This window comes from Kibdelosporangium banguiense, from assembly GCF_017876405.1.
In the GTDB taxonomy this organism is placed as follows: domain Bacteria; phylum Actinomycetota; class Actinomycetes; order Mycobacteriales; family Pseudonocardiaceae; genus Kibdelosporangium; species Kibdelosporangium banguiense.
Genome location: NZ_JAGINW010000001.1, coordinates 9946167 through 9968146, shown reverse-complemented (window position 1 = coordinate 9968146; position 21980 = coordinate 9946167). Strand labels below are relative to the sequence as shown.

Below are 21980 nucleotides of genomic sequence, written 5' to 3'. Positions count from 1 at the left end.
CACCGCACCGGGCGCTCTACGTGTCGTGGCCGTGGGCTTCGTCGCGGATGCGGTCGATCATGTGCGCGTAGTGCAGTTCGAATGCCGGCCGTTCGGACCGGATCTTGGGCAGTTCAAGGAAGTTGTGCCGGGGTGGTGGGCTGGTGGTGGCCCATTCCAGTGAGTTGCCGAAGCCCCAGGGGTCGTCGGCGTCGGCGCGCTGGCCGTAGCGGTAGCTGGTGAACACGTTCCAGATGAATGTCAGCATGGACGCGCCGAGCAGGTACGAGCCGATCGTGGAGATCACGTTCAGCGTGGTGAAGCCGTCGCTGGCGAGGTAGTCGGCGTACCGGCGGGGCATGCCTTCCGCACCGAGCCAGTGCTGGACCAGGAATGTGGTGTGGAAGCCGATGAACGTGGTCCAGAAGTGGAGGTTGCCCAAGGGTTCGTCCAGGTATCGGCCGGTGATCTTGGGGAACCAGAAGTAGATCCCGGCGAAGGTGGCGAACACGATGGTGCCGAACAGGACGTAGTGGAAATGTGCGACGACGAAGTACGTGTCGGTCACATGGAAGTCGATCGGGGGCGCGGCCAGCAGTACACCGGTCAGCCCGCCGAGCAGGAAGGTGACCAGGAACCCGACGCTGAACAGCATGGGTGTGCGCATCATCAGTTGGCCTCGCCACATGGTCAGGCTCCAGTTGAAGAACTTCACGCCGGTGGGCACGGCGATCATGAAGGTCATCAACGAGAAGAACGGCAACAGCACGGCTCCGGTGGCGTACATGTGGTGTGCCCACACCACGGCCGACAGCCCGGTGATGGCGGCCGTCGCCCACACCAGCGCTTTGTAGCCGAACAAGGGCTTGCGGCTGAACACTGGGAAGATCTCACTGACGATGCCGAAGTACGGCAGGGCGACGATGTAGACCTCGGGATGTCCGAAGAACCAGAACAGGTGCTGCCAGAGGACGGCGCCGCCGTTGGCGGGGTCGAAGACGTGCGCGCCGAGGTGCCGGGCGGCCAGCAGCCCGAACAGTGCCGCGGTGAGGACCGGAAAGGCCAGCAGTACCAGGATGCTGGTGAAGAGGATGTTCCAGGTGAAGATCGGCATCCGGAACATCACCATTCCGGGGGCGCGCAGGCAGATCACGGTGGTGATCATGTTGACGGCGCTGAGGATGGTCGACACACCAGTGACGATCAGACCGGCGGTCCACAGGTCGCCGCCGACGCCGGGCGAGTACGTCGCGGTCGACAACGGCGTGTAGGCGAACCAGCCGAAGTCCGCGGCACCGTCCGGGGTCAGGAAGCCGGACAGCACGATCGTCCCACCGAACAGGTAGAGCCAGTAGGACATCGCGTTGAGCCGCGGGAACGCGACGTCCGGCGCGCCGATCTGCAGCGGCAGGACGAAGTTGGCGAACCCGAACACGTTCGGCGTGGCATACAGCAGCAACATGATCGTGCCGTGCATGGTGAACAGCTGGTTGTACTGCTCCGACGAGAGGAACTGCAGACCCGGCCAGCCCAACTCGGTACGCATCAACAAGGCCATCACGCCGCCGGCCATGAAGAACGCGAACGAAGTCGTCAGGTACAGCACGCCGATCTGCTTGTGATCGGTGGTCCGCAACAGCCGCAGCAACACCTTTCCCTTGGCGGCCGGGCCAGCGGGCCTGATCATGATTGGTTCTGGAGCGGTTGGCACGGTGAGTCTCCAGACGAAAAGGCTAGACGCCAGGGTGGGCCCGGCAGAACCGGGCCATCAAAGGCGCGCCGCCGCTGTCATTGGCCGCTGTCATCGATGTCTCGCTCCCTCCACTATGGTTCCATCGCCTCAGCATGCCCCCGACACCATGCATGATCACGCCATCGGCGTTCATCCGCCAGCACAAGCAAGGCGGCCGTCGCTCGATCGAAGCGTCGATGTGCCGCCCGGCATCGGAGATACCCGCAGGTCCATTCTGGACAATAGATTCTGTGCCCCATCGAAGAACGGACGGCGAGGCCGTGGCCGCTTCACTGATGGCCGTACTATGATGTCTACTGTGGTCGATCGAGACGGCATTGAGCAGTTGCGCATCGACTTGGAGATCCCCGCGTTGCGGCACCAAATCGCCGTGCCGCAACGGCAACTCGGTAACACGAGGGTCCGGTTCACTCATGACGAGGCTGCGACACAGTCCACATGTAGACACCAATATATTTGACTTTGACGGGCGGTAACGCAAGGCACGCACCGTGGCTGAACGAAGTGGCGCGACGTATGTGGCAACGACACGACACACCGAACCAACTGGCCGTCATTGATCATCCGCGCTGATCAACAGTGCGGTCCGCGCCAGCGGTCGTGCTGGGGGTATCCCGGCGAACAGGCCCAAGGACCTGTGAAAAGTGACGGCGTTTCGGGCACGCTAGGAAACGGGGCCACCACAGGTCGCAGGAGAGTGTAAGAGCCGAGAGATCCCGGGGAGGCCGGGTCCGTGTCGTTCGTGCCAGCAGCGTTCAACAGGACTGCCCGACGCAACCTGATGCGCTTCGTACGGAGTCAGCGTCGTGTGGTGGCCGTCGTCGTCGCGGTCCTGCTCATATCGGCCACGGCCGCTGCGGACATTGCCGGCTGGATCGGGGCTGACCCGAACCCCGACGCGGCCCCCTTGGTCCCGGTCGCGAACGGCCTCGGCCACGGGTTCTTCGGTATCGACCTGGACGACCTGGGCGCCACCGGGCAACTGCCGCAGGTGGACCAACTGTCCGACCAGTTGCTGCGGCTGGCGGGCGACCCGGGCGCGTTGGCCGCGACCGGCGACCCGATCTCGGTGCCCAGCGGCCCGCTGGGCATCCCGGGTCCGGCGATGAACGCCTACACGAGGGCCGCGAGCATCCTGGCGACCCAACTGCCGAACTGCCACCTGCCGTGGTACCTGCTGGCAAGCATCGGCCGGATCGAGTCCAACCACGGCAACGGCGGTCAAGCCGACGACAAGGGCAACACGATCACCAAGATCGTCGGCCCGGTGCTCGACGGCCAGGGCTTCGCCGCCGTCCCGGACACCGACCACGGCGTGTGGGACGGTGACACCCAGTGGGACCGGGCGGTCGGCCCGATGCAACTGCTCCCGTCCACCTGGGCCCAGTACGCGTCGGACGCCAGCGGCTACGGCACCAGGAGCCCGCACAACTTCTACGACGCCGCGCTGGCGGCCGGGAAGTTCCTGTGCTCCGGCGGCTTGGACATGAACAACCCGCAGCAGCGCGCAATCGCGGTGTTCCGGTACAACCATTCCGAGAGCTACGTGCAGACCGTGCTGATCTGGGCGGACGCATACGAGCACAACATCGTTGAGATCCCGTCAGGCACCGGTGCCATGGAAAGGCCCCCACGGAACGTTGCCCAGACGTCCAACAACGCGCCGCCGACCAACAGTCCGCATCCGCCGCCCACCAGTTCCGCGCCGCCGCCGAGCACGAAGGTCACCGGCGACATCCCCGACGACCCAACGACAACGACCACCGTCCCCACATCGTCGCCACCGTCCCAGGCCACCTCAAGCCCACCGTCATCCACGCCCACATGCACGTCGATGACGACCACCAACACGACCACCACGACGACGAGCACCCCGCCGTCAAGCTCCGTGCGTCCGAACAGCACCAGCCAGACCAGCGTGGTGGAGCACGCCGCAACGGGGGCGACCACGACCACCGCCCCGACCGGCCAACCGTGCCCGCCAGCCACAAACAAGAACAAATAGTGGATCCAGCGGCATACCAAGAGACTCCGCGCGTCCGCACATGCTTGATATGCGGGTGTTGAAAGGGGCGGTTAGCCATAGAACGGTGGCCCATCGCCGAATCCTCCGCTGTCCGGGGGTGGTGCATGTCCCATGGATGTCCGGCGGGACGCTGCGCTTGCCGTCGGGGCGGTTGTGTTCGGCGGCCGACCCAACTGTGGAGGTTGCGACGACCAGATAGCCGTAATGGTCCTGCAGCTCTGCAAGGTGTGTCAGCACCCGGTCCGCAGTCGACGGAGGATGTCTATTCGGCGTTGGTGGGAGGTTTCCCGGCAGGCGGATCGTCCTCACGCAAGCCCTTGGTCTCCGCTTTGAGAATGCGAAGCGCCCGGCCGGTGGAGCGGGCGGCGTCGGGTAGCCGTTTGGCGCCGAACAACAGAATGAACGCCGCGGCCACGATGAGGAGATGCGGCCAGCCGAGACCGTTGGCGAACACGCAATCCTCCAGTTCTGTCAAGTCTTGTTCATGAGACGGGAAAGTTGGGGAATTTGCCGGTTCGTTTCGTTGGTAATCCTACGCCAGGACGCCGTCGGGTGAGGGCGGTGTGCCGGGCATGGTCAGAGGCAGGGTCAGGCGAATAGTGGCCATTGACCGGTATGCGCCTTCGCACGGATATGTCCCAAAAGGATTAGCCGGGCGCCGGACGTTCTGCGGCATCAGTGAACCACTCATCAGCCGTGAACCCGACGTGTTGCCGGTAGCCGGGACTTTGTGACCGTTTCGGACAGAGATGCCCTGACGGCAGGCGCTGCCGAGTTCGGCTAGCGTTGAGCCAAGCCGCCATGCAGTCTCTGGAGGACCTTGTGTCCGATCAGTCGAATCCGATATCCCGGCGCCGATTCCTTGGATTCGGGCTCGGGGCTGCCACCGCGCTCAGCGCGTGTTCGCCGCCTCTCCCGCAGCGACCTGGTCAGCCTGGCACCACTGTGCCGTCGGCTTCATCGCCGGTCGGGAAACCCGGTGGTGGCTCCGTGACTGAACTGGTGCGTGCCACAAGTGGTCGATCCGAGGTCGCGCTGACCTTTCACGGCGCGGGTGACCTCGACATCACGCGTCAGGTGCTTGCCGCGCTGGCTCAACACGGCGCTTACGTGACTGTGCTCGCGGTAGGAACATGGCTGGCGGCCAGGCCGGACGCCGCCAAGATGGTGCTCGACGGTGGCCATGAGCTTGGCAACCACACGTGGAGCCATCCGGCGTTGTCGGCGTACAAGCCTGAGCCGATGCGTGTGGAGATCGAGCGTTGCCGGGACGAACTGGTCGAGCTGACCGGATCACCGGGCGCGTTCTTCCGGCAATCCCAAGGGCAGCACGCGACTGCCGAGGAACTCCTGGAGGCGGGCAAGGCCGGGTACTCGCGGGTGCTGTCGTACGACATCGATTCGCTGGACTGGCGCGATCCCGGGCCTGCGGCGATCCGCCACGCCGTGGCCGCGGCTTCGGCGGGCAGTGTCGTCAGTATGCACCTTGGCCGGCCCGGCACGGTCATCGCGCTGCCCGGGATTCTCACCGACTTCGCCCGTCGTGGCCTAACTGTCGTGACCGCTTCGAAACTGGTGAGCTGAACATGACAAAACCCAAGATCTTGCTCGTTGCCGCGCTGGCGGTAGCGCTCGTCGCCGGCTGCACCTCAGCGCCGAGTCGTTCTGCTACGAACATGCCAGGCATGTCGCAGTCCGGTTCACCGATGACGAACCTGCCGGGCGAACCGAACCCGTCGGCACCGGCCCTCGGTGACCCGTTGCCTGGCATGCCGCCGGTGACCGACCCGAGGAACGTCTACGCGGCCGCGGGTGCCGGCATGCTCCTGCCTGTGGTGGCCGCTGACAAGCCACTGGTTTACGTGCCGCATAACAAGTCCGGTGACGTATGGGTGATCGACCCGACGACCTACCAGGTGGTCGGCAAGAACCACGTCGGTGGCGAACTGCAGCATGTCGTGCCGTCGTGGGACATGCGCACGCTTTATGCCACGGACGACAAAACCGACCGTGTGATGCCGTTCGACGCCCGTACCGGCCGCGCAGGCCCGGTATTCCCGGTCGTCGACCCGTACAACATGTACTTCACGCCGGACGGGAAATACGCGATCTCCGTGGCGGAGAGACTCCGCAAGCTCGTCTGGTACGACCCCCACACCTGGAAGATCCACGACGAGACGCCGACCCCGGACTGCGCGGGAATCGACCACGCCGACTTCTCTCCCAACGGCCGCACCGCGGTGTTCACCTGTGAGTTCGCCAGCCGGGTGGCCGTCATCGACGTACCCAGCCACAAAGTGCTCCGCATGATCGACATGACCCACCGGCACACCCACATGGGCCCGCAGGACATCAAACTGGCCCCGGACGGCTCGGTCTACTACATCGCCGACTCGGACGCCAACGGCCTCTGGGTCCTGGACGGCGCGGCAACCCGCGTTCTGCGCTTCATCCCCACCGGCAAGGGGGCCCACGGCTTGTATCTGTCCCGGGACGCGAAACGGCTGTTCGTCACCAACCGCGAGGAAGGCACTGTGACAGTGCTCGACGCCTACACCGGCTCGCCCGTGACGACCTGGCGCATACCAGGCGGTGGCAGCCCCGACATGGGAAACGTCACCGCGGATGGCACCCAACTGTGGCTTTCCGGCCGCTACAACAATGTCGTCTACGTCATGTCCACCAAAGACGGCTCGATGATCAAAACAATCCCCGTCGGCCCCGGTCCCCACGGCCTCTGCGTCTGGCCCCAGCCCGGCCGGTATTCCATCGGCCACACCGGCATCACCCGCTAGGTCCTGTCGGTGAGGGCGAGATACGGGGACGAGCCACCCCGAGTGTCTGCTATGGACAATCTAGCGGTAGGACCGGCGCAGACGAGGGAGGTGTCCGGATTGAGCATTGAGCACATGTTCGTCCTTCTCCTCGCGGCGTTGTTCATTCTCGGACCCGAGCGGCTGCCCGCAGCGGCCAAGTGGCTGGGGCTGACGATGCGTCGACTGCGTGAGTTCGCCACCACGACCCGCGAGCAACTTGAGGCCGAACTGGGACCGGAGGCGGACGAGTTGCGCGAACCGCTGCAGGATCTGGCCGCGTTCCGAGCGGCGGAACCGCAGCGGATGGTCACCCGCTACCTGGTGGAGATCCTCGACAGCACTCCCGTGCCGGAGAATCGCCCTACTGGCCGAAACTCCACGCCGGTCAACGCAGGCCGGCGTGGCGGTCCGCTGCGGCCGGGCGAGTCGCCGCCAGTCGACCCAGACGCCACCTGATCGCAGTCGGACCGGGGGCATCCGTCTGTCCCAATTGGCCTGGCTGTCACGACCGGCCGGGCCCTGTGGATGGGCACAATGACAGAGTGGGCGTGTCCTTGTTGCACGGCTGGCTGCCGTGGGCATTGCAGGCCGCCACGGTGCTGGCCATCGTGCTGACGGCCGGCATGCGTGACCGGTCCTGGCTGCGGCGCCGTTTCCCCACCGCGGTGCTCATCGGGATCGTGCTCTCCGCTGTGGCCGCTGTGGCCCTCCCGGCGATGCTCGCGCTGACCGATCCCCTCCCGGCCACGTTCTGGTTGTGGGCCGGAGCGATGGTCGTCGCGCTGTGCGTGCTGGTCGTCGTCTGGCGAGGTGCACGCTGGCGGCAGCGCGTGGCCGGTCTGGTCGCGGTCCTGCTCGCCGTTATGACGGCGGCGAACTCCCTCAACATCTGGACCGGCTACTACCCGACCATCGACGACGCTCTCAGCGACGCGACCCACCGCCCTGTGTCCCATCAGATCGGTATTGACCAACTCGGTGTGGTTCCGGCGGAGACCACAACCGGGCGGGTCGTCGCGGCCGACCTGCCGGCCCGGATCAGCCACTTCCCGCACCGCCAGGAACTGGTCTACCTGCCACCCGCCTGGTTCCGCTCGCATGGGCAGTACCGCCTGCCCGTGCTGGAGATGATCGGCGGACAGGTCGGCTCCCCGGCCGACTGGATCCGGGCAGGCAACGCGGTTGCCACCGCCGACGCCTACGCCGCTCAGCACGGCGGCGTCGCTCCGATCCTGGTCTTCGTCGACCCGTCGGGCGACTTCGCGGTCGACTCCGAATGCGTCAACGGCCTGTGGGGAAACGCCGAGGATTACCTGCTCCAGGACATCCCACGGGACGTCGTGCGTACCTTCGGCGCCTCGGCGGACCCACGCAACTGGGGCGTGGCCGGCTGGTCGATGGGCGGCACCTGTGCCTTCGACCTGGTGGTCGAACACCCGGAGGCGTTCCGCCACTTCGAGGACATCTCCGGCGATCTTGGGCCCAACCTGGGCAGCAGGCAGGACACCATCCGCAAGCTCTACCACGGAGACACCACCGCCTGGGCCGAGCACGACCCGCTCACCGTGCTCGGCCACCACGCCCGTTACCTCGACACGTCCGGCTGGTTCGCTGCCGGCACCGCGGAAACTGGGCACGCCCGGCAGGCGACCCAGCTCAATGCTGCCGCGCAACGCGCTGGCATCACCACTCGGCTGATCATCGAACCCGGGAACCACAGTTGGAGGTTCGCCGCTCGTGCCTTCGCCGAAGCATTACCGTGGCTGACCAACGAACTGAGCGGGCGTGCGTGACGGCCCGGGGCCGCGCTGGACTGGGATTGGCCCGATTCGACAGACAAGGCCGATATGTGGCCAGGCTACTGCACGACCGGTAGCGGGTTCGGTGGTCGCCTCGTAGGCGGCCGGACTGAGACAGCCGAGGCTGGAGTGCCGTCGCCGGGTGTTGCACCACCCTTCGCCGTATTCGAAGATTGCCTTGTGTACCAAGGCTTTCGCCAACCTCCATATGGGTGGTCATGGCGAGACGAGGTATTGGGCAACGTCCTGTCGTTTGAGGAGCATGCCGTGTTCGGCGGCGCTGAGATCGGGGCTCACCGTGCCACCGGTGGGATCCAGGACGCCGTCGAAGAAGATCTTCTCGATCCGGTCGTGGTCGGCGAACCACTCGATGTGCCGGAAGTTGGGTGTCGCCACCGCGACATGGGTGGACAGGTTCGGTGCGCAATGGGCGGAGACCTCCAGCCCGGCGGCCGCGGCCACGGCAGCCGCGCGCGCCCACTCCGTGTAGCCACCGCAGCGGGTGACATCGACCTGCAGGCAGTCGACGGCTCCAGCACCGACCATCCGGGCGAAGTAGACGAGGTCGTAGCCGTACTCGCCGGCCGCTATGTCCACTGTGGTCGCTTGACGCAGCCGGGCGAGACCGACGAGGTTGTCGCTGGTCACGGGTTCCTCGAACCATCGCACGTCGTACTGCTCCAGATGGCGGACGACCCGGCGGGCCTGGCCCGGCGAGTAGCCGTCGTTCGCGTCGACATACAGTTCGACGTCGTCGCCAATCAGGGAACGCGCCGCGCGGATTCGGGTCAGGTCCCGGTCGATGGCACTGCCGTCGCGTTCGGCGATCTTCATCTTGACGCGTGGGATGCCCTGCTCGCGCACCCATGTGTCGAGCTGGGTTTCCAGCTCCCGGATGGTCTGATTGGTGAAGCCGCCGCTGCCGTACAGCGGGACGCTCTTGTGCACTCGACCGAGCAGCCTGCCGACCGGGAGTTCGAGGAACCGGGCTGCCGCGTCCCACAACGCTATGTCCACTGCGGACAGTGCGCAGGAGCTGGAGCTGCCCGGCTACGCCGGCTCGCGGCCGGTCCGGATCGGCAATGCCGCATACGGACAGTTCCAGCTCGACGTTTATGGATGGACTTCCTCGAGTCACGGTGGCGTGAGCCGGACAATGGCTTGTGGGAGCTGCGCGGCCCGCGCCGGCATTTCACCCACTCCAAGGTCATGGCCTGGGTCGCGGCGGATCGCGCGGTCAAGGGGATCGAACAATTCGGACTCGACGGACCGCTCGATGACTGGAAACTGCGGCAGGTGATCTTCGACGAGGTCTGCGAGCGGGGTTACGACAGCGAACGGCAGACCTTCACCCAGTACTACGGATCATCCACACTGGACGCGTCGCTACTGCTGATCCCCGCCGTCACCGACGTCCAGGGCCTGCGCCAGCACCTGCGCACAGACACGGAGATCTCCTCGGCCGAGTACGACGAAACGGCGGCCCGCTGGACCCTGACCACCCGCCGGGGCGACCGGTACACCGCGGACGTGGTCGTCTTCGGGGTCGGCCAGTTGCACCGGCCCAAGCTCCCCGACATCGCCGGCCGGGAGGACTTCACCGGGCCTGCCTTCCACACCGCACAGTGGGACCACGCACAGGACCTGACCGGGCGCCGGGTCGCCGAACACGATCCTCGGCCACAACTCGAACGTCTTCATCATCGAGTGCCAGGTCCACTACGTCATGAACTGCCTGCGGCTCCTGCGCGGCGCCCGCGCCATCGAGGTCCGCGCAGAGGCCATGGCGGCCTACCGGCAGTGGCTGACCGGGGCTCTGGCCGGGACGGTGTGGCAGGCCGGTTGCCAACGCTGGTACCAGAACCCGGCCGGCCGCGTCACGACCCGTGGCCGATGTCCACAATGCACTACCGCCGACTGACCCGACGCGACCCACGACCCGCCTTTCACGCCAGTTGACCCATGTGGCACGTCCAGCGTCGCCGCTGAAACGGCCCGGCCAAGCTGTGACAGTCAGTTACTCCGGACGAGTGGCTCAGTGCCAATCGCCAGTCCTGCCGCCCAGTTCGTCCGCCGGTGAACTGGACCTCGTGTGGTAGTTCCGTGTCCGAGCGAAGTTCGGAACGAGTGGGACACTGGATCGCGCACCCGATGATCTGGTCCCGGTGAACTCAGGGCGCTCGCTCTTCGCTGCGCAGCTAGACGTCCAGGAAACGAACGTCCTTGGCGTTGCGGGTGATGAACGAGCGGCGCGCTTCGACGTCCTCGCCCATCAGGACGCTGAACAGCTCGTCGGCGGTGGCCGCGTCGTCCAGGGTGACGTGGCCGAGCACCCGGTTGGCCGGGTCCATTGTGGTCTCCCACAGCTCGTCGGCGTTCATCTCGCCGAGACCCTTGTACCGCTGGATGTTGTCGTCCTTGCCGAGCTTCTTGCCGTTGGCCAGGCCCTGCTCGATCAGCCCGTCGCGCTCACGGTCGGAGTAGGCGAACTCGGGCTCGACACCACGCTGCCACTTGATCTTGTAGAGCGGCGGCTGCGCGAGGTACACGTGACCGGCCTCGACCAGCGGGCGCATGAACCGGAACAGCAGCGTCAGCAACAGCGTCCGGATGTGCTGGCCGTCCACGTCGGCGTCGGCCATCAGCACGATCTTGTGGTACCGCAGCTTGGCCAGGTCGAACTCGTCGTAGATCCCGGTACCCAGTGCCGTGATCAGGCTCTGGACCTCGGTGTTCTTGAGCACCCGGTCGATCCGGGCCTTCTCCACGTTGATGATCTTGCCTCGGATCGGCAGGATCGCCTGGAACTTCGAGTCGCGGCCTTCCTTGGCCGAGCCACCCGCGGAGTCACCCTCCACGATGTAGAGCTCGCACTCCTCCGGGTTGGTGGAGCGGCAGTCCTTCAGCTTGCCGGGCAGGCCACCGATGTCCAGCGCACCCTTGCGGCGAACGAGTTCCTTGGCCTTGCGGGCCGCCATCCGAGCCTGCGCCGAGCCGACCGCTTTGTTCACGATCGTCTTGGCGTCGGCCGGGTTGCTCTCGAACCAGTGCATCAGTTGTTCGTTGCAGGTCTGCTGCACGAACGTCTTCGCCTCGGTGTTGCCCAGTTTCTGCTTGGTCTGGCCTTCGAACTGCGGCTCGGACAGCCGGATCGACACGATCGCGGCGAGACCCTCGCGGACGTCCTCACCCGTGAGGTTCTGGTCCTTCTCCTTGAGCAGCTTCTTGTCGCGCGCGTACACGTTGACCACGCGGGTCAGCGCCGCACGGAAACCTTCTTCGTGCGTACCGCCCTCGGGCGTATTGATCGTGTTGGCGAAGGTGTAGACCGACTCGGAGTAGCCGGTGTTCCACTGCATCGCGATCTCGGCTTCGATGCCGGTGCCCTTCGCCTCGAACGCGATGACCGACTTGTGGATCGACTCGCGCGCGTGGTTGATGTGCTTGACGAAGTCCTCGAGACCGCCCGGGTAGTGGTAGGTCCGCTCCTTGATCCGCGCGGCCTGGCCCTCGGCGTCCTCCTGCGCCTCCTCCTCGGAGACGCGCTCGTCGCGCAGGATGATCGTCAGGCCCTTGTTCAGGAACGCCATTTCCTGCAGGCGGCGGGCGACGGTCTCGGCGTTGAAGACGACTGTCTCGAAGATCGTGGCGTCCGGCCAGAAGGTGATCGAGGTACCGGTGTGGTCGCTCGGCTCGCCCCGCTTGACCGGCGCTACCGGCTCGGTGTCCCGGTAGCTCTGGGTCCATACGTATCCATCGCGGTGCACGATTGCTTCCAGGCGCGTGGACAGCGCGTTCACCACGGAGATACCGACGCCGTGCAGACCGCCGGACACCGCGTAGCTGTCGCTGTCGAACTTGCCGCCCGCATGCAGCATGGTCATAACGACCTCAAGGGCGGATTTCTTTTCTTCCGGCTGCTCGGCGACGGGGATGCCGCGGCCGTCGTCGACGACGCGCACACCACCGTCCGCGAGCAGGGTCACCTCGACCTTGGTCGCGTACCCGGCCATCGCCTCGTCAACGGCGTTGTCCACAACCTCCCACATAAGGTGGTGCAGACCCCGCTCACCCGTGGAGCCGATGTACATGCCGGGACGCTTCCGAACGGCTTCCAGCCCTTCGAGTACTCGGATCGACGAAGCATTGTAATGATCCTGTTTGCCTGGCACAGGCCTTACTTCCTTTTTGGTCTCGCACAACGGGAATCCACTCCGTGTCGACTCTACATGGTCGGTCCTCGCGAGCAGTGCTTGTCCGTGCTGGATTGCCGCAAGCAGAGTCGGGGAGTGGTGCGGTGGCATACCGCTCCGCTTCCAGTGCTACTACATCAAACCGTGCATGCAGTCTTCCCGCGCACACAGTTTTCCGACATCGTTCACCCATTGGTATGCACGGTCGCCATGCGTACGGTCCAGAACGTTCCTGTTCAGCCCCGTAGAGTTTATGTCCGCGGTGGGTGGGCGAAGGCTGCCAGCCGCTTGTGGACGTATCCCAAATCTTGTCAGTTTTACCGCAACGTCCGCGCCGACTGTCAACGTTGCGGGCAGCGCTGCTCCGCCATCTCCACGGTTCCACCTTTCGACGGCGGAAGCGGAGAAACTCGAAGCCCTACCCACCTCTGCCGCCGGATCCGGTGCGTTACCCGGTGGGTGACAAGACCAGTAAGTGGTCGCGGTAGGGTGCCGACGTCCCTCGTCGGCAGTCGTCGTGCTTGCAACGCCGTACCAAGCGCGTGCAGCGCGATGTTGGTCAGCAACGGGGGAATCGGCGATTCTTGCCAAGTTCCCATTACACACTCACTGGTTCGCCGCAACGCACACTGCTTGGCAGGCGTCGACCGCGGACCGCTTGGACCGAACCTGGAGCTCGCCTCGGTGAACCGGCCCTCCGAAACCGGTTCGAGCACCAGCTTCGCGGCGAGTTCTCCCGTCTGCCCCGGTTTGGGAACTTTGCGGGGAACCGGAATCAGGGACTGATCACGGGCGTATGTCCGGACTTCACGTCACTATGGGCGGCCGATGGCTGTGAGCTGCTTATCAGAGGTTGTGCGGGCGTGGCGAGTGGGATACCGTCGCTTAGGGTTATGGTCCCGGTGCACCAATCTGAGATCCGCATGTTGGGGAAGATTCGGGTCGGCAGTTCTACGGGGGTGTCGGTGAGATTTGTTTCAGAACCGCGATGATGTGTTTCGCGTTGCTCTGGTCTGGCGTGGTTAAAGGCGTGTATCTGCGTCCTCGCGGTCGTGCTCGGCTGCTTTGGCACGTCACGAATGCTTCGCCGTGTAGTGCGACGGGAAGTGGCTCGGTGTGTGCTGTCGACGGGCGGCACCTCCTTTGCCGTTTTGTCCGAATGACCCTGTTTGTTTATTGGTCCGGTTGAGCTATCGGTATCGACCATCGAGGCGTATGGCGCATATTGTGCACCACTGTCGTTCTCTGTTCCATTTTTCCGATTATCGATCCGTATGTAGGCGAGTGTCATCCTCGAGCGCGTCAGCGGCGTCGGTCATTGCAGGGCTGGGGCGGCTGGCGATTAGCCGTGCTCGGGCTTCGCGACCGTGGGAGATTGTCGTGCTCAAAGGGGGGTATTTCGCGTGTCATTGGTTGAGCGTGACGAAGAGTTGGAGAGCCTTTTGTCAATGCTGGCCGAGGCTGAGCAGCGCCGTGGCGGGATCGTCCTCGTCAGTGGTGTGCCTGGGGCTGGCAAGACAACCCTCACCGACGTCTTTGCCGGCCTGGCCACCAGAGCCGGCGCGAAGGTCGCCCGGGCCGTCGGAGCGCCGTCGGAGCGCGCCGTCAACTTCGGTGTGATCCGTCAGCTGGTCGTCGGTCTGGCCGGATCCGCGCCAGGCACGGCATTACCCGCGGCACTCGATCTGGAGCCTCACACCGAGGATCCAGGGGCCGGCCCGCACGACGCCAGCGTTGTCCAATTTGGAGACAAGCTGGTCGCGGCATTGCGCGAGCTGGCCGGCAGTCCGGTCGTGCTGATCGTCGACGACATGCAGGATTCCGATGCCGCTTCGTTGGAGTACTTGCTGTACATGGCACGCAGGCTGATCGGCGCACGAGTGCTGATGGTGTTCACCGAGACCCCGTGCGTGCCGGCCCGGCACCCGGACCCGGCCGCGGATCTGATGCGGCAACCGAACAGCAGGAGGCTCCGCCTGGCTCCGCTGTCGCCCATGGGAGTTGCCACATTGTACTCCGAGAAGTCCTTACCGGGCACCGGATGGCGTGCCGAAGCGTGCCACGTGGCCACCGGTGGAAACCCGCTGCTGGTGCACGCACTGCTGCAGGAGCATCTGGGGCTGACAAAGCAAACAGCCGGGGATGACACCGAACCGCCACTGGTGGGCGGGGCGTTCGCCCAAGCCGTAGTGGCTTGCCTGCACCGGTGGGGACCCAAGGTTCTGGACGTGGCTCGTGCGATCGCCGTGCTCGGCGAGACCGCGACGGAACCGGCGGTCGGGCGGCTGACCGGCGCGGACTCGATGACCACGGAGAGCGTGCTGACCGCGCTGAGCCGGACAGGGCTGACGAATGGGCTTGAGTTCCGGCATCCAGCCGCGGGCAAAGCCGTTATCGACGCGATGGACGACGACATACGGGCCGACTGGCATCTGCGCGCCGCGGCGCTGCTGCACGCCGATGGTGCCGATCCGGCCTCAGTCGCGCGGCGGCTCATCGCGGTGGGCTGGGCGCCTGAACCGTGGTGCCTCACCCTGCTGGGCGAGACCGCCCAGCGAGCCATCGAGGACAGCGACCGGAAACTGGCGGTGGCGTGTTTACGCCTGGCCGTCGACCAGACCACCGACCCGCGGCGCCGCGCGTCGTTCACCGCGGCGCTGGCGAAGGCGGAATGGGCAGCCAGCCCGCTGACCGCGACCCGCCATCTGACCACCCTCCTGCCCGCGCTGCGCCAAGGACACCTCCACCCGAAGGACGGGATCGCCGTGGCGAGGCTGCTGCTGTGGCGAGGCGACTTCACCGACGCCATCGAAGCCCTGCGCCGCGTGGGTGACACGGCCGAGGAGCCGGCGACAGCGGCCGAGTTGCGGGTCACGCGTGAGTGGATGTCCGTGACGATTCCATCGCTGAGCGACCGCATCCCGGCGCCGAGATCACCGCAACCGGCCCACCAGCCGAAGTACTCGATCCTGTCGAAGGCCGAGGACGCGATGCTGGGCTTCGCCGCACTCCTGCGGGGCGACGACAAGCCGAACGCCTCGTACTCGGCCGAGGCTCTCCTGCAGGCCGCCGACCTGACCGACGGGATGCTCGAACCCGTGGTGTCGGCGTTGCTGGCGCTCGCGTACTCGGGCCGGCTCACCGCGGCCGCCGAATGGTGCGACCGGTTCATCGGGCGTGCCACCAACCTCGGCCTGCGCACCTGGTGGGCGGTGCTCACCGCGGTCAGTGCCGAGATCGCCGTGTCCACCGGCGACTTCGGTTCGGCCGAAACCCGTGCGCTGGCCGCGCTCGACGACCTCGATCGGGACGACTGGGGACCGGCTATCGCGATCCCGCTCGCCAGCCTGCTCGCCGCGCTGACCATGACCGGGCAGGAGGGCCGCGCGTCCGAGGAGATCCGCCGGGACGTGCCGGCCGCCACCTTCGAGACCCGGTTCGGCCTGCGGTACCTGCACGCCCGCGGCCAGCACCATCTCAACTCGGGCCGGCTGGAGGCCGCGCTCGGGGACTTCCTCGCCTGCGGCGACCTGATGACCGGCTGGGGCATGGACTTACCGGCGATCGCGCCGTGGCGGCTCGGTGCCGCCGAGGTACAGCTGGCGCTCGGCCGGCCCGAGCTCGCGGCCGGACTGGCGCATGAGCACCTCGACCGGGCCGGTCGCGCGGATCCGCGGAACACCGGTGTCGCGCTCCGGCTGCTCGCGGCGACCAGCGGCATCCGGGATCGGCTGCGCCTGTTACGTGAGTCCACGCGACTGCTCGAATCGGGGACCGACTTGTTCGAGCTCGGCAAGACCCTGGCTGATCTGCGGGACGCCTATCAGGCCATCGGGATGGTCGACAAGGCTCGGATGCTGGCCCGTCGGGTGTCCCGGGTCGGCGGCGGCCGCAAGGACCTCGCCCAGCGGATTCCGGAGCCCGCCGCGCCGGAGCCGGCTCCTGCCGGGAGCGGCGAATCCGCCACCGGGCTGGGCAGTCTGAGCCTCGCGGAGCGCCGGGTGTGCGCACTGGCTGCCCGCGGGCACACCAACCGGGAGATCAGCAACCGGCTGCACATCACCGTGAGCACGGTCGAACAACATCTGACGAAGATCTACCGCAAGCTGAACATCAACCGGCGCGCCGAGCTGCCGTCGACGGTCGAGCTCGACCCGATCGAAGCCGGATGAGCGCCGCATCAGGCGAGCTTCTGGATCACCTGCAGCAGCGTCGGCCGATGCTCGCCGGTGCGCCAAGCGTGCACCAGGCCCGGAATGACCACCGTGTCGCCTTGTTCGAGCAGGATCACCGACTCGTCCTCCAGCAGCAGCTCGATGCTGCCGGCGACGACGAAGACCAGGTCGAGGGTCTTCGTCTGGTGGAAGCCGGACTCGGTGTGCGCACCCCAGGTGCTGTAGAGCCAGGTGATCCCGGTGCCGAGCGGCTCGGTGTGGAAAAAGTCCAGGCCGGTGGTGAGATCCGGCTGGTCGGACCGCGCCGGCGACGCGTCGCTGGCCCACAGTTCGGCGCCCGCGGTCTGGCCGTCCGGTATCCGCTCGGGCACGTCCGGCAGGCCGACGATGGTCAGATGGTCGGCATCGGGGCCGGAGATCCCGAACACCGCCTGGGGCGGGCCGTCGGAAAGCACCGTGCCTTTGCCGCTCGCGTCCAGCCCGGTGACCACCCTGCGCATCGTTGGCTCCCATCGCCGAATGCCGCCAGATCCGTTGTGCGTCAACGTAACTACAGCTCCGACGGGTCACTACCCTTACCGAGCCCCTGGGGGCCCCTAGTGGCCGGATCAGTTCCGTTGCCGCTTGGCGAAACTCGTCACGGCTGCTTACGCTGCGCGCCGGCGGCAGTTCACCGCCGACATGCCGGGCAGGTTTTCTGTTTCCGAAGGAATTCGCGATGTCTCGAGTACTGCGGGTCGGTGTCATCGGGGCCGGCGTGGGCGTGCGCACGTATCTCCCGGCTTTTGCCGCGACCGGGCGGGCGGCGGTCACCGCCATCGCCGCGAGTAGTCCGCGGCGTGCTCGCGAGGTCGCCGCCGAGCATGGTATTCCCTTCCCCTGCAACGATTTCGTGCAGCTGTGCGCGATGCCGGAACTGGACCTGGTCTGTGTGGCGTCACCGAACAATCTGCACCTCGAGCACTTCCGTTCGGCACTCGCGTCCGGAAAGCACGTGCTGATCGAGAAACCGGTCGCGGTGGACATGGACACGTTCGTGGAATTCATCGAACCGGGCCAGGCGGAGGGGCAGTGGGTCCTGGTCAACCACCAGCTGCGGTTCAATCCGTATCTCCGGGCGCTGCGTGACGTAATCGTGTCCGGCGCCCTCGGGAATCCCTACTCGATACGGATCCACCAACAGGACTCCGGTCTGTTCTCGTCGGCTGCGCCCTTCTCGTGGAACACCGACCCGCGCGGCGGCGGGGTGCGCCTGGCGATGGGCTCGCACCTGGTCGATCTGCTCGGCTACCTGCTTGGTCACCAGCGGTTCGACGCGGTGTCCACCACGACCACCGCGGTTGTCCCGGCTCGCTTCGACCGCGATGGCCGGCTTCGCACCGCCGCCGACGTCGCTTTCGCCGCACTGGTGCGGGCGAACGGCACGAGTGCACTGCTTTCCGCCAGCTCGGCCGCGGCCGGCCGGACCGCGTTCGAGGTGGAAGTGCTCGCCGACCGCGGCGAGGCGCGGTTCGACCTCGACCGAAAGCTGTCCGTCGCGTGTCGCGGCGACCCGATGACGCCGTGCGAACCACCCGGTGTCACGCAAACGGAACGGGGCAACAAGCAGTCGATCTTCCGGACCTCGTTCGTCGGTTTCGCACAGGCACTGGTCGAGGCCATCCTCGATGGCGATGGTGCCGCGCTCGCGTCGGCCTGCTCGCTCACCGAGCAGGGACCGACAATGGCCGTCCTCGACGCCATGCACACGTCGGCTCGCACCGGCCACACGGTCGTGCCCGGACCGGCGACTGTTCCCGACCGCATCTGAGACGATTCGGAGTCCACAATGTCCACCACGGCGTCCACGGCCGAAGCCCCGAGAGTCGCGCTGCCGTCGCTGACGGGAATGCGTTTCGTCGCGGCGTTCATGGTGTTCTGCGGACACGCCATGGCGGAGAACCTGTTCGGCGACGACTCGGTGAACCGGGCACTGGTCAACCCGGCGCTGGCCGGCAGTTTCACCGGTGTGAGCTTCTTCTTCGTGCTCAGCGGTTTCGTGCTGACGTGGTCGGCCCGTGACGACGACACCAAGCGCCGGTTCTGGCGCCGCCGGTTCTGGCGGATCTATCCGGTGCACCTTGTGACGTGGCTGTCGAGTGCGGTGATCGGCCTCGCGCTCGGCAACGTCGTCGCCGAGCTGATGAACCTGCCGAGCCTGTTCCTGCTGCACGCGTTGTTCCCCCGGCCGTTCTCGATCAACGAGCCGAGCTGGTCGCTGAGCGTGGAGGCGTTCTTCTACCTGCTCTTTCCGTTGCTCCTGCGGTGGGTCAAGCGGATCCGGCCGGAGCGGCTGTGGCTGTGGGCCGGGCTGATCGTGGCGGCGATCGCGGTCGTCGGGCTGGTCGTGAGTTTCGCCTTGCCGTCGCAGCCCTGGCAGGACCCGCTGCGGATGACGTGGGTACAGCAGTGGCTGGTGTACAGCCTTCCGCCGGTGCGGACGCTCGAGTTCGTGCTCGGCATCGTCATGGCCCGGATCGTTCTGACCGGACGCTGGATCCGTCTGCCGCTCGGGCCGGCAGTGGTACTGCTGGTGGCCGGATACCTGGGCAAGGCGTTCACCGTCACCGTGCCGTACGGCGTTGTCGCGCCGACGATCATTCCGATCGCGCTGGTGATTCCGGCGGCGGCCGCCGCCGACCTGACCGGCGCGTCGTCCGTGTTCCGTACGCCGGCGATGCTTTGGCTCGGCCGGATCTCCTATGCCTTCTTCATGGTCCACTTCTTGGTGCTGCACTTCGGCCACCAGTTGTTGCTGGACGAGGCGACGTACTCGATTCCCGTCGCGATTGGCGTGCTGGCACTGGCGTTCGTCGTGACGGTCGGGGTTTCCGCCCTGCTGCACCATTACGTCGAACAGCCGGCGATGCTGCGCTGGAGCCAGCCACGTCGCCGACGAGAGGGGACGACGGCCGGCGCCTGACCGGGGCACCGGGACGATCATTCGGCCGGGCTTGGTTGTTGTTTGCGGCTCCCCGGCAGGAAAAGGGCAGGAATCATGGCACAGACGCCGATGCCGACCGCCCACCAGAAGGTCGTTCCGAACGCCGCGCCCGGGTCGCCGCCCTCGGACAGGTTGCCCTGCAAGGCAACGGCGAACAGCGCCATGCCGAACGGTCCGCCGAGCTGCATGAAGGTTCGCACGGCGGAGGTGGCACGTGGCACGGCAGCGCGGTCGAGACCGTCGTACGCGGTCGTCATGGTGGGCACCATCATCGCGCCCATGCCCAGACCGGACACGACGAGCGCGAAGCTCACCAGGACAGGGCTGGTCGTGGAATCCAGGCCAGTCAACGGAAGCAGCCCGAGGATCACCAGAATGGCGCCGCTCAGCACGAGTGAGCGGGCCGGCACCCGGCCCACGAGCCGACCGCACCAGATCATCGCGATCGCCATGCCCACGCCCTGCGGGCCCATCAGCAGCCCGGCGTGCCCGGCGGTGTATCCGCGAACCTGCTGGTAGTAGAACGGAAGCAGCAGACTGCTGCCGAACAGCATGAGGCCGGCGACGAGCAGTACACCGGACGACGCGGCGAACGGGCGGCTGCCGAACAGGCGCAGATCGATCAGCGGCTCGACGCGGGTTTTCAGTACGTGCCAGACGAACCCGGCTATCAGCACGATCCCGGCCAGCGCCGGCCAGAGCACGGTCGGCGCGCCCAGACTCCCGTGGTTTCCCGCCTGGGACAGGCCATAGGCGAGCGCACCGAGCCCTGGCGCGATCAGAAGCAGACCGAGCAGGTCCAGCGGGGCACCGCCCGGTTTCCCGGCGCGGCCAGGGAACTGGGTCACCGACAGCGCGAACGCGGCGGCGCAGATCGGCACGTTGACGTAGAAGATCCAGCGCCACGACGCGTGGTCCACCAGCAGGCCGCCCAGCACGGGCCCGAACACCGGGCCCAGCAGCGAGGGCAGGGCGACCAGCGCCATCAGACGGCCGAGCTCGGCCGGTTTGGCCGACTGCACCAGCGTGGCCTGGCTGACCGGGATCAGCATGCCGCCACCGAGTCCCTGCAACACCCGGAACACGATCAGGCTCTCCGCCGACCAGGCGGCGCCGCAGGCGATCGAACCGATCAGGAACACCGCGATCGAGGTGAGCCAGACGGCCTTGGCACCGAACCTGTCGATCGCCCAGCCGGCCGCCGGGATGACCATGCAGAACGCGAGCAGGTAGCCGGTGCCGACGCCCTGGATGGTCGGCAGCGTGGTGTGGAACTGGCCGACCAGCGTCTTGAGCGCCACCGACGTCATGGTTCCGTCGAGCTGGACCGCGAGTGTGATGAGCAGGATCGGGAACGAAAGCCGGATCAGTTGCGGCGACAACCGCCGGGGCGGCGAGTCGATGCCGGTCATGCCGAGGTCTCCTTACTGATGTAAATATTTACTGCAGGACTGGCGCGAAAAACCCGGCCAGGTCGGCCGGGCGGCTCAGCGCGGGGGCAACGGTCCGCTCATCCCGTCGATGAGCTGGTCGATCACCATTCCCAGGATCTCGGTCTGGTCGGGTTTCGGGCTGGCGTTGGCGATGATCTTCGCGTCGCGGCCGCTGAGGATCGGCATCGCGATCAGCGCGCTCATCGCGGTGGTGTACATGACGAAGAACGGGCAGTCTTGGCGGAAGACGCCTTCCTGCTGCCCCCGTTCGTAGATGGCGCGCATTTCGGGCACCGGTGTGTCGGTGTCGGGCAGTGGCAGCGTCTGCCAGCCGCCCAGCGATTCGTGCATCCACAGCTTGACCAGTAGTGGCGACGCGCTGAGCGCGTCCACAAAGCTCATCAGCGCGGCTCGCATGCCCTCGTACGGGGGCAGGGTGGTCGCGTGCTTCAGCGCTGGCTTCCAGGCCGTGAACAGGCGCTGCTGCTGGTCGCGTATGGCCTCCTCGTACAGCCTTTCCTTGCTGCCGAAGTGGTGGTAGATCATCCGCTCGTTCACGCCGGCCTTCTGCGTGATGTTCTGCACCCGCGTGCCGCGCAGGCCGTACTTGGCGAACGCCTCCACGGCCGCGGCCAGGAGCAACGAGCGGCTGTCGGTCATGCAGTAAATGTTTCATGCATCGCCGTGGCCCGTCAAACTCCCAGGTAGTCAAGGGGACTCGGGCCGGACAGGGGATGAGCGGGGTCGGGTAGGGGTTGGGCCGCCTGCCGGCCGTGGTTAATTTCGGACGGGAGGCGGCTGGGGTGGGTGTGCGCCATTCCGA

General features: G+C 66.4%; 16 protein-coding genes. 9 read left to right on the top strand and 7 right to left on the bottom strand.

All coding sequences use genetic code 11. The features are described 5' to 3' along the window. Nucleotides 1-16 precede the first annotated feature (16 nt). Entirely contained in the window at nt 17-1666 is a 1650-nt protein-coding gene (ctaD, locus tag JOF56_RS44875) for an aa3-type cytochrome oxidase subunit I (RefSeq protein ID WP_209645635.1), read from the bottom strand. Nucleotides 1667-2543: 877 nt separating this feature from the next. Between ctaD and JOF56_RS44870 the strand changes: the two genes are divergently transcribed. Next, complete coding sequence (locus tag JOF56_RS44870; protein WP_209645634.1) at nt 2544-3737, top strand: lytic transglycosylase domain-containing protein; 1194 nt, start codon at nt 2544-2546, stop codon at nt 3735-3737. Nucleotides 3738-4020: 283 nt separating this feature from the next. On the opposite strand, the gene JOF56_RS44865 is transcribed toward JOF56_RS44870, so the two are convergent. Continuing rightward, a complete protein-coding gene (locus JOF56_RS44865) occupies nt 4021-4233 on the bottom strand; it encodes a Sec-independent protein translocase subunit TatA (RefSeq protein WP_245378657.1) in 213 nt (70 codons plus the stop codon). A gap of 515 nt (nt 4234-4748) precedes the next feature. Between JOF56_RS44865 and JOF56_RS44860 the strand changes: the two genes are divergently transcribed. From JOF56_RS44860 to JOF56_RS44845, 4 genes are all read left to right on the top strand, one after another. Then, nucleotides 4749-5342 carry a polysaccharide deacetylase family protein gene (locus JOF56_RS44860; protein WP_307855545.1) on the top strand — a complete coding sequence of 198 codons (594 nt, stop codon included), beginning with the start codon at nt 4749-4751 and terminating at the stop codon, nt 5340-5342. A 2-nt stretch (nt 5343-5344) separates the two neighbouring features. Beyond that, nucleotides 5345-6553, top strand: a complete 1209-nt coding sequence (locus tag JOF56_RS44855; RefSeq protein WP_209645632.1) for a YncE family protein — start codon at nt 5345-5347, stop codon at nt 6551-6553. Between the two features lie 51 nt (nt 6554-6604). Then, nucleotides 6605-7030 carry a twin-arginine translocase TatA/TatE family subunit gene (locus JOF56_RS44850; protein WP_281065586.1) on the top strand — a complete coding sequence of 142 codons (426 nt, stop codon included), beginning with the start codon at nt 6605-6607 and terminating at the stop codon, nt 7028-7030. An 86-nt stretch (nt 7031-7116) separates the two neighbouring features. Continuing rightward, the gene (locus tag JOF56_RS44845; RefSeq protein WP_209645630.1) at nt 7117-8367 is read left to right on the top strand and encodes an alpha/beta hydrolase; all 1251 of its coding nucleotides are present in this window, start codon (nt 7117-7119) and stop codon (nt 8365-8367) included. A gap of 222 nt (nt 8368-8589) precedes the next feature. Here JOF56_RS44845 and JOF56_RS44840 read toward each other — a convergent pair whose 3' ends face one another. Further along, nucleotides 8590-9399 (bottom strand): enolase C-terminal domain-like protein, encoded by an 810-nt coding sequence (locus tag JOF56_RS44840; RefSeq protein ID WP_209648863.1) that lies wholly within the window; start codon nt 9397-9399, stop codon nt 8590-8592. 93 nt (nt 9400-9492) lie between these two features. Between JOF56_RS44840 and JOF56_RS60425 the strand changes: the two genes are divergently transcribed. Continuing rightward, on the top strand, nt 9493-10332 hold the full coding sequence (locus JOF56_RS60425) for a glycoside hydrolase family 15 protein (protein WP_307855543.1): 840 nt from the start codon (nt 9493-9495) through the stop codon (nt 10330-10332). Nucleotides 10333-10571: 239 nt separating this feature from the next. On the opposite strand, the gene gyrB is transcribed toward JOF56_RS60425, so the two are convergent. Beyond that, nucleotides 10572-12545 (bottom strand): DNA topoisomerase (ATP-hydrolyzing) subunit B, encoded by a 1974-nt coding sequence (gene gyrB / locus JOF56_RS44830; protein ID WP_307855542.1) that lies wholly within the window; start codon nt 12543-12545, stop codon nt 10572-10574. A 1424-nt stretch (nt 12546-13969) separates the two neighbouring features. On the opposite strand from gyrB, the gene JOF56_RS44825 reads away from it, so the two are divergent. Further along, nucleotides 13970-16738: a helix-turn-helix transcriptional regulator gene (locus JOF56_RS44825; protein ID WP_209645628.1), complete on the top strand. Its 2769-nt coding sequence runs from the start codon at nt 13970-13972 to the stop codon at nt 16736-16738. A gap of 8 nt (nt 16739-16746) precedes the next feature. Here the strand turns inward: JOF56_RS44825 and JOF56_RS44820 are convergent, their stop codons facing one another. Then, the gene (locus tag JOF56_RS44820) at nt 16747-17241 is read right to left on the bottom strand and encodes a cupin domain-containing protein (RefSeq protein ID WP_209645627.1); all 495 of its coding nucleotides are present in this window, start codon (nt 17239-17241) and stop codon (nt 16747-16749) included. A 218-nt stretch (nt 17242-17459) separates the two neighbouring features. Here JOF56_RS44820 and JOF56_RS44815 point away from each other — a divergent pair, with 218 nt between their 5' ends. Then, the gene (locus JOF56_RS44815) at nt 17460-18551 is read left to right on the top strand and encodes a Gfo/Idh/MocA family protein (protein WP_209645626.1); all 1092 of its coding nucleotides are present in this window, start codon (nt 17460-17462) and stop codon (nt 18549-18551) included. 18 nt (nt 18552-18569) lie between these two features. Then, complete coding sequence (locus JOF56_RS44810; RefSeq protein WP_209645625.1) at nt 18570-19703, top strand: acyltransferase family protein; 1134 nt, start codon at nt 18570-18572, stop codon at nt 19701-19703. 17 nt (nt 19704-19720) lie between these two features. On the opposite strand, the gene JOF56_RS44805 is transcribed toward JOF56_RS44810, so the two are convergent. Then, nucleotides 19721-21136 carry an MDR family MFS transporter gene (locus JOF56_RS44805; RefSeq protein WP_209645624.1) on the bottom strand — a complete coding sequence of 472 codons (1416 nt, stop codon included), beginning with the start codon at nt 21134-21136 and terminating at the stop codon, nt 19721-19723. Nucleotides 21137-21211: 75 nt separating this feature from the next. Next, nucleotides 21212-21817 carry a TetR/AcrR family transcriptional regulator gene (locus tag JOF56_RS44800; RefSeq protein WP_209645623.1) on the bottom strand — a complete coding sequence of 202 codons (606 nt, stop codon included), beginning with the start codon at nt 21815-21817 and terminating at the stop codon, nt 21212-21214. Between the last annotated feature and the right edge of the window lie 163 nt (nt 21818-21980).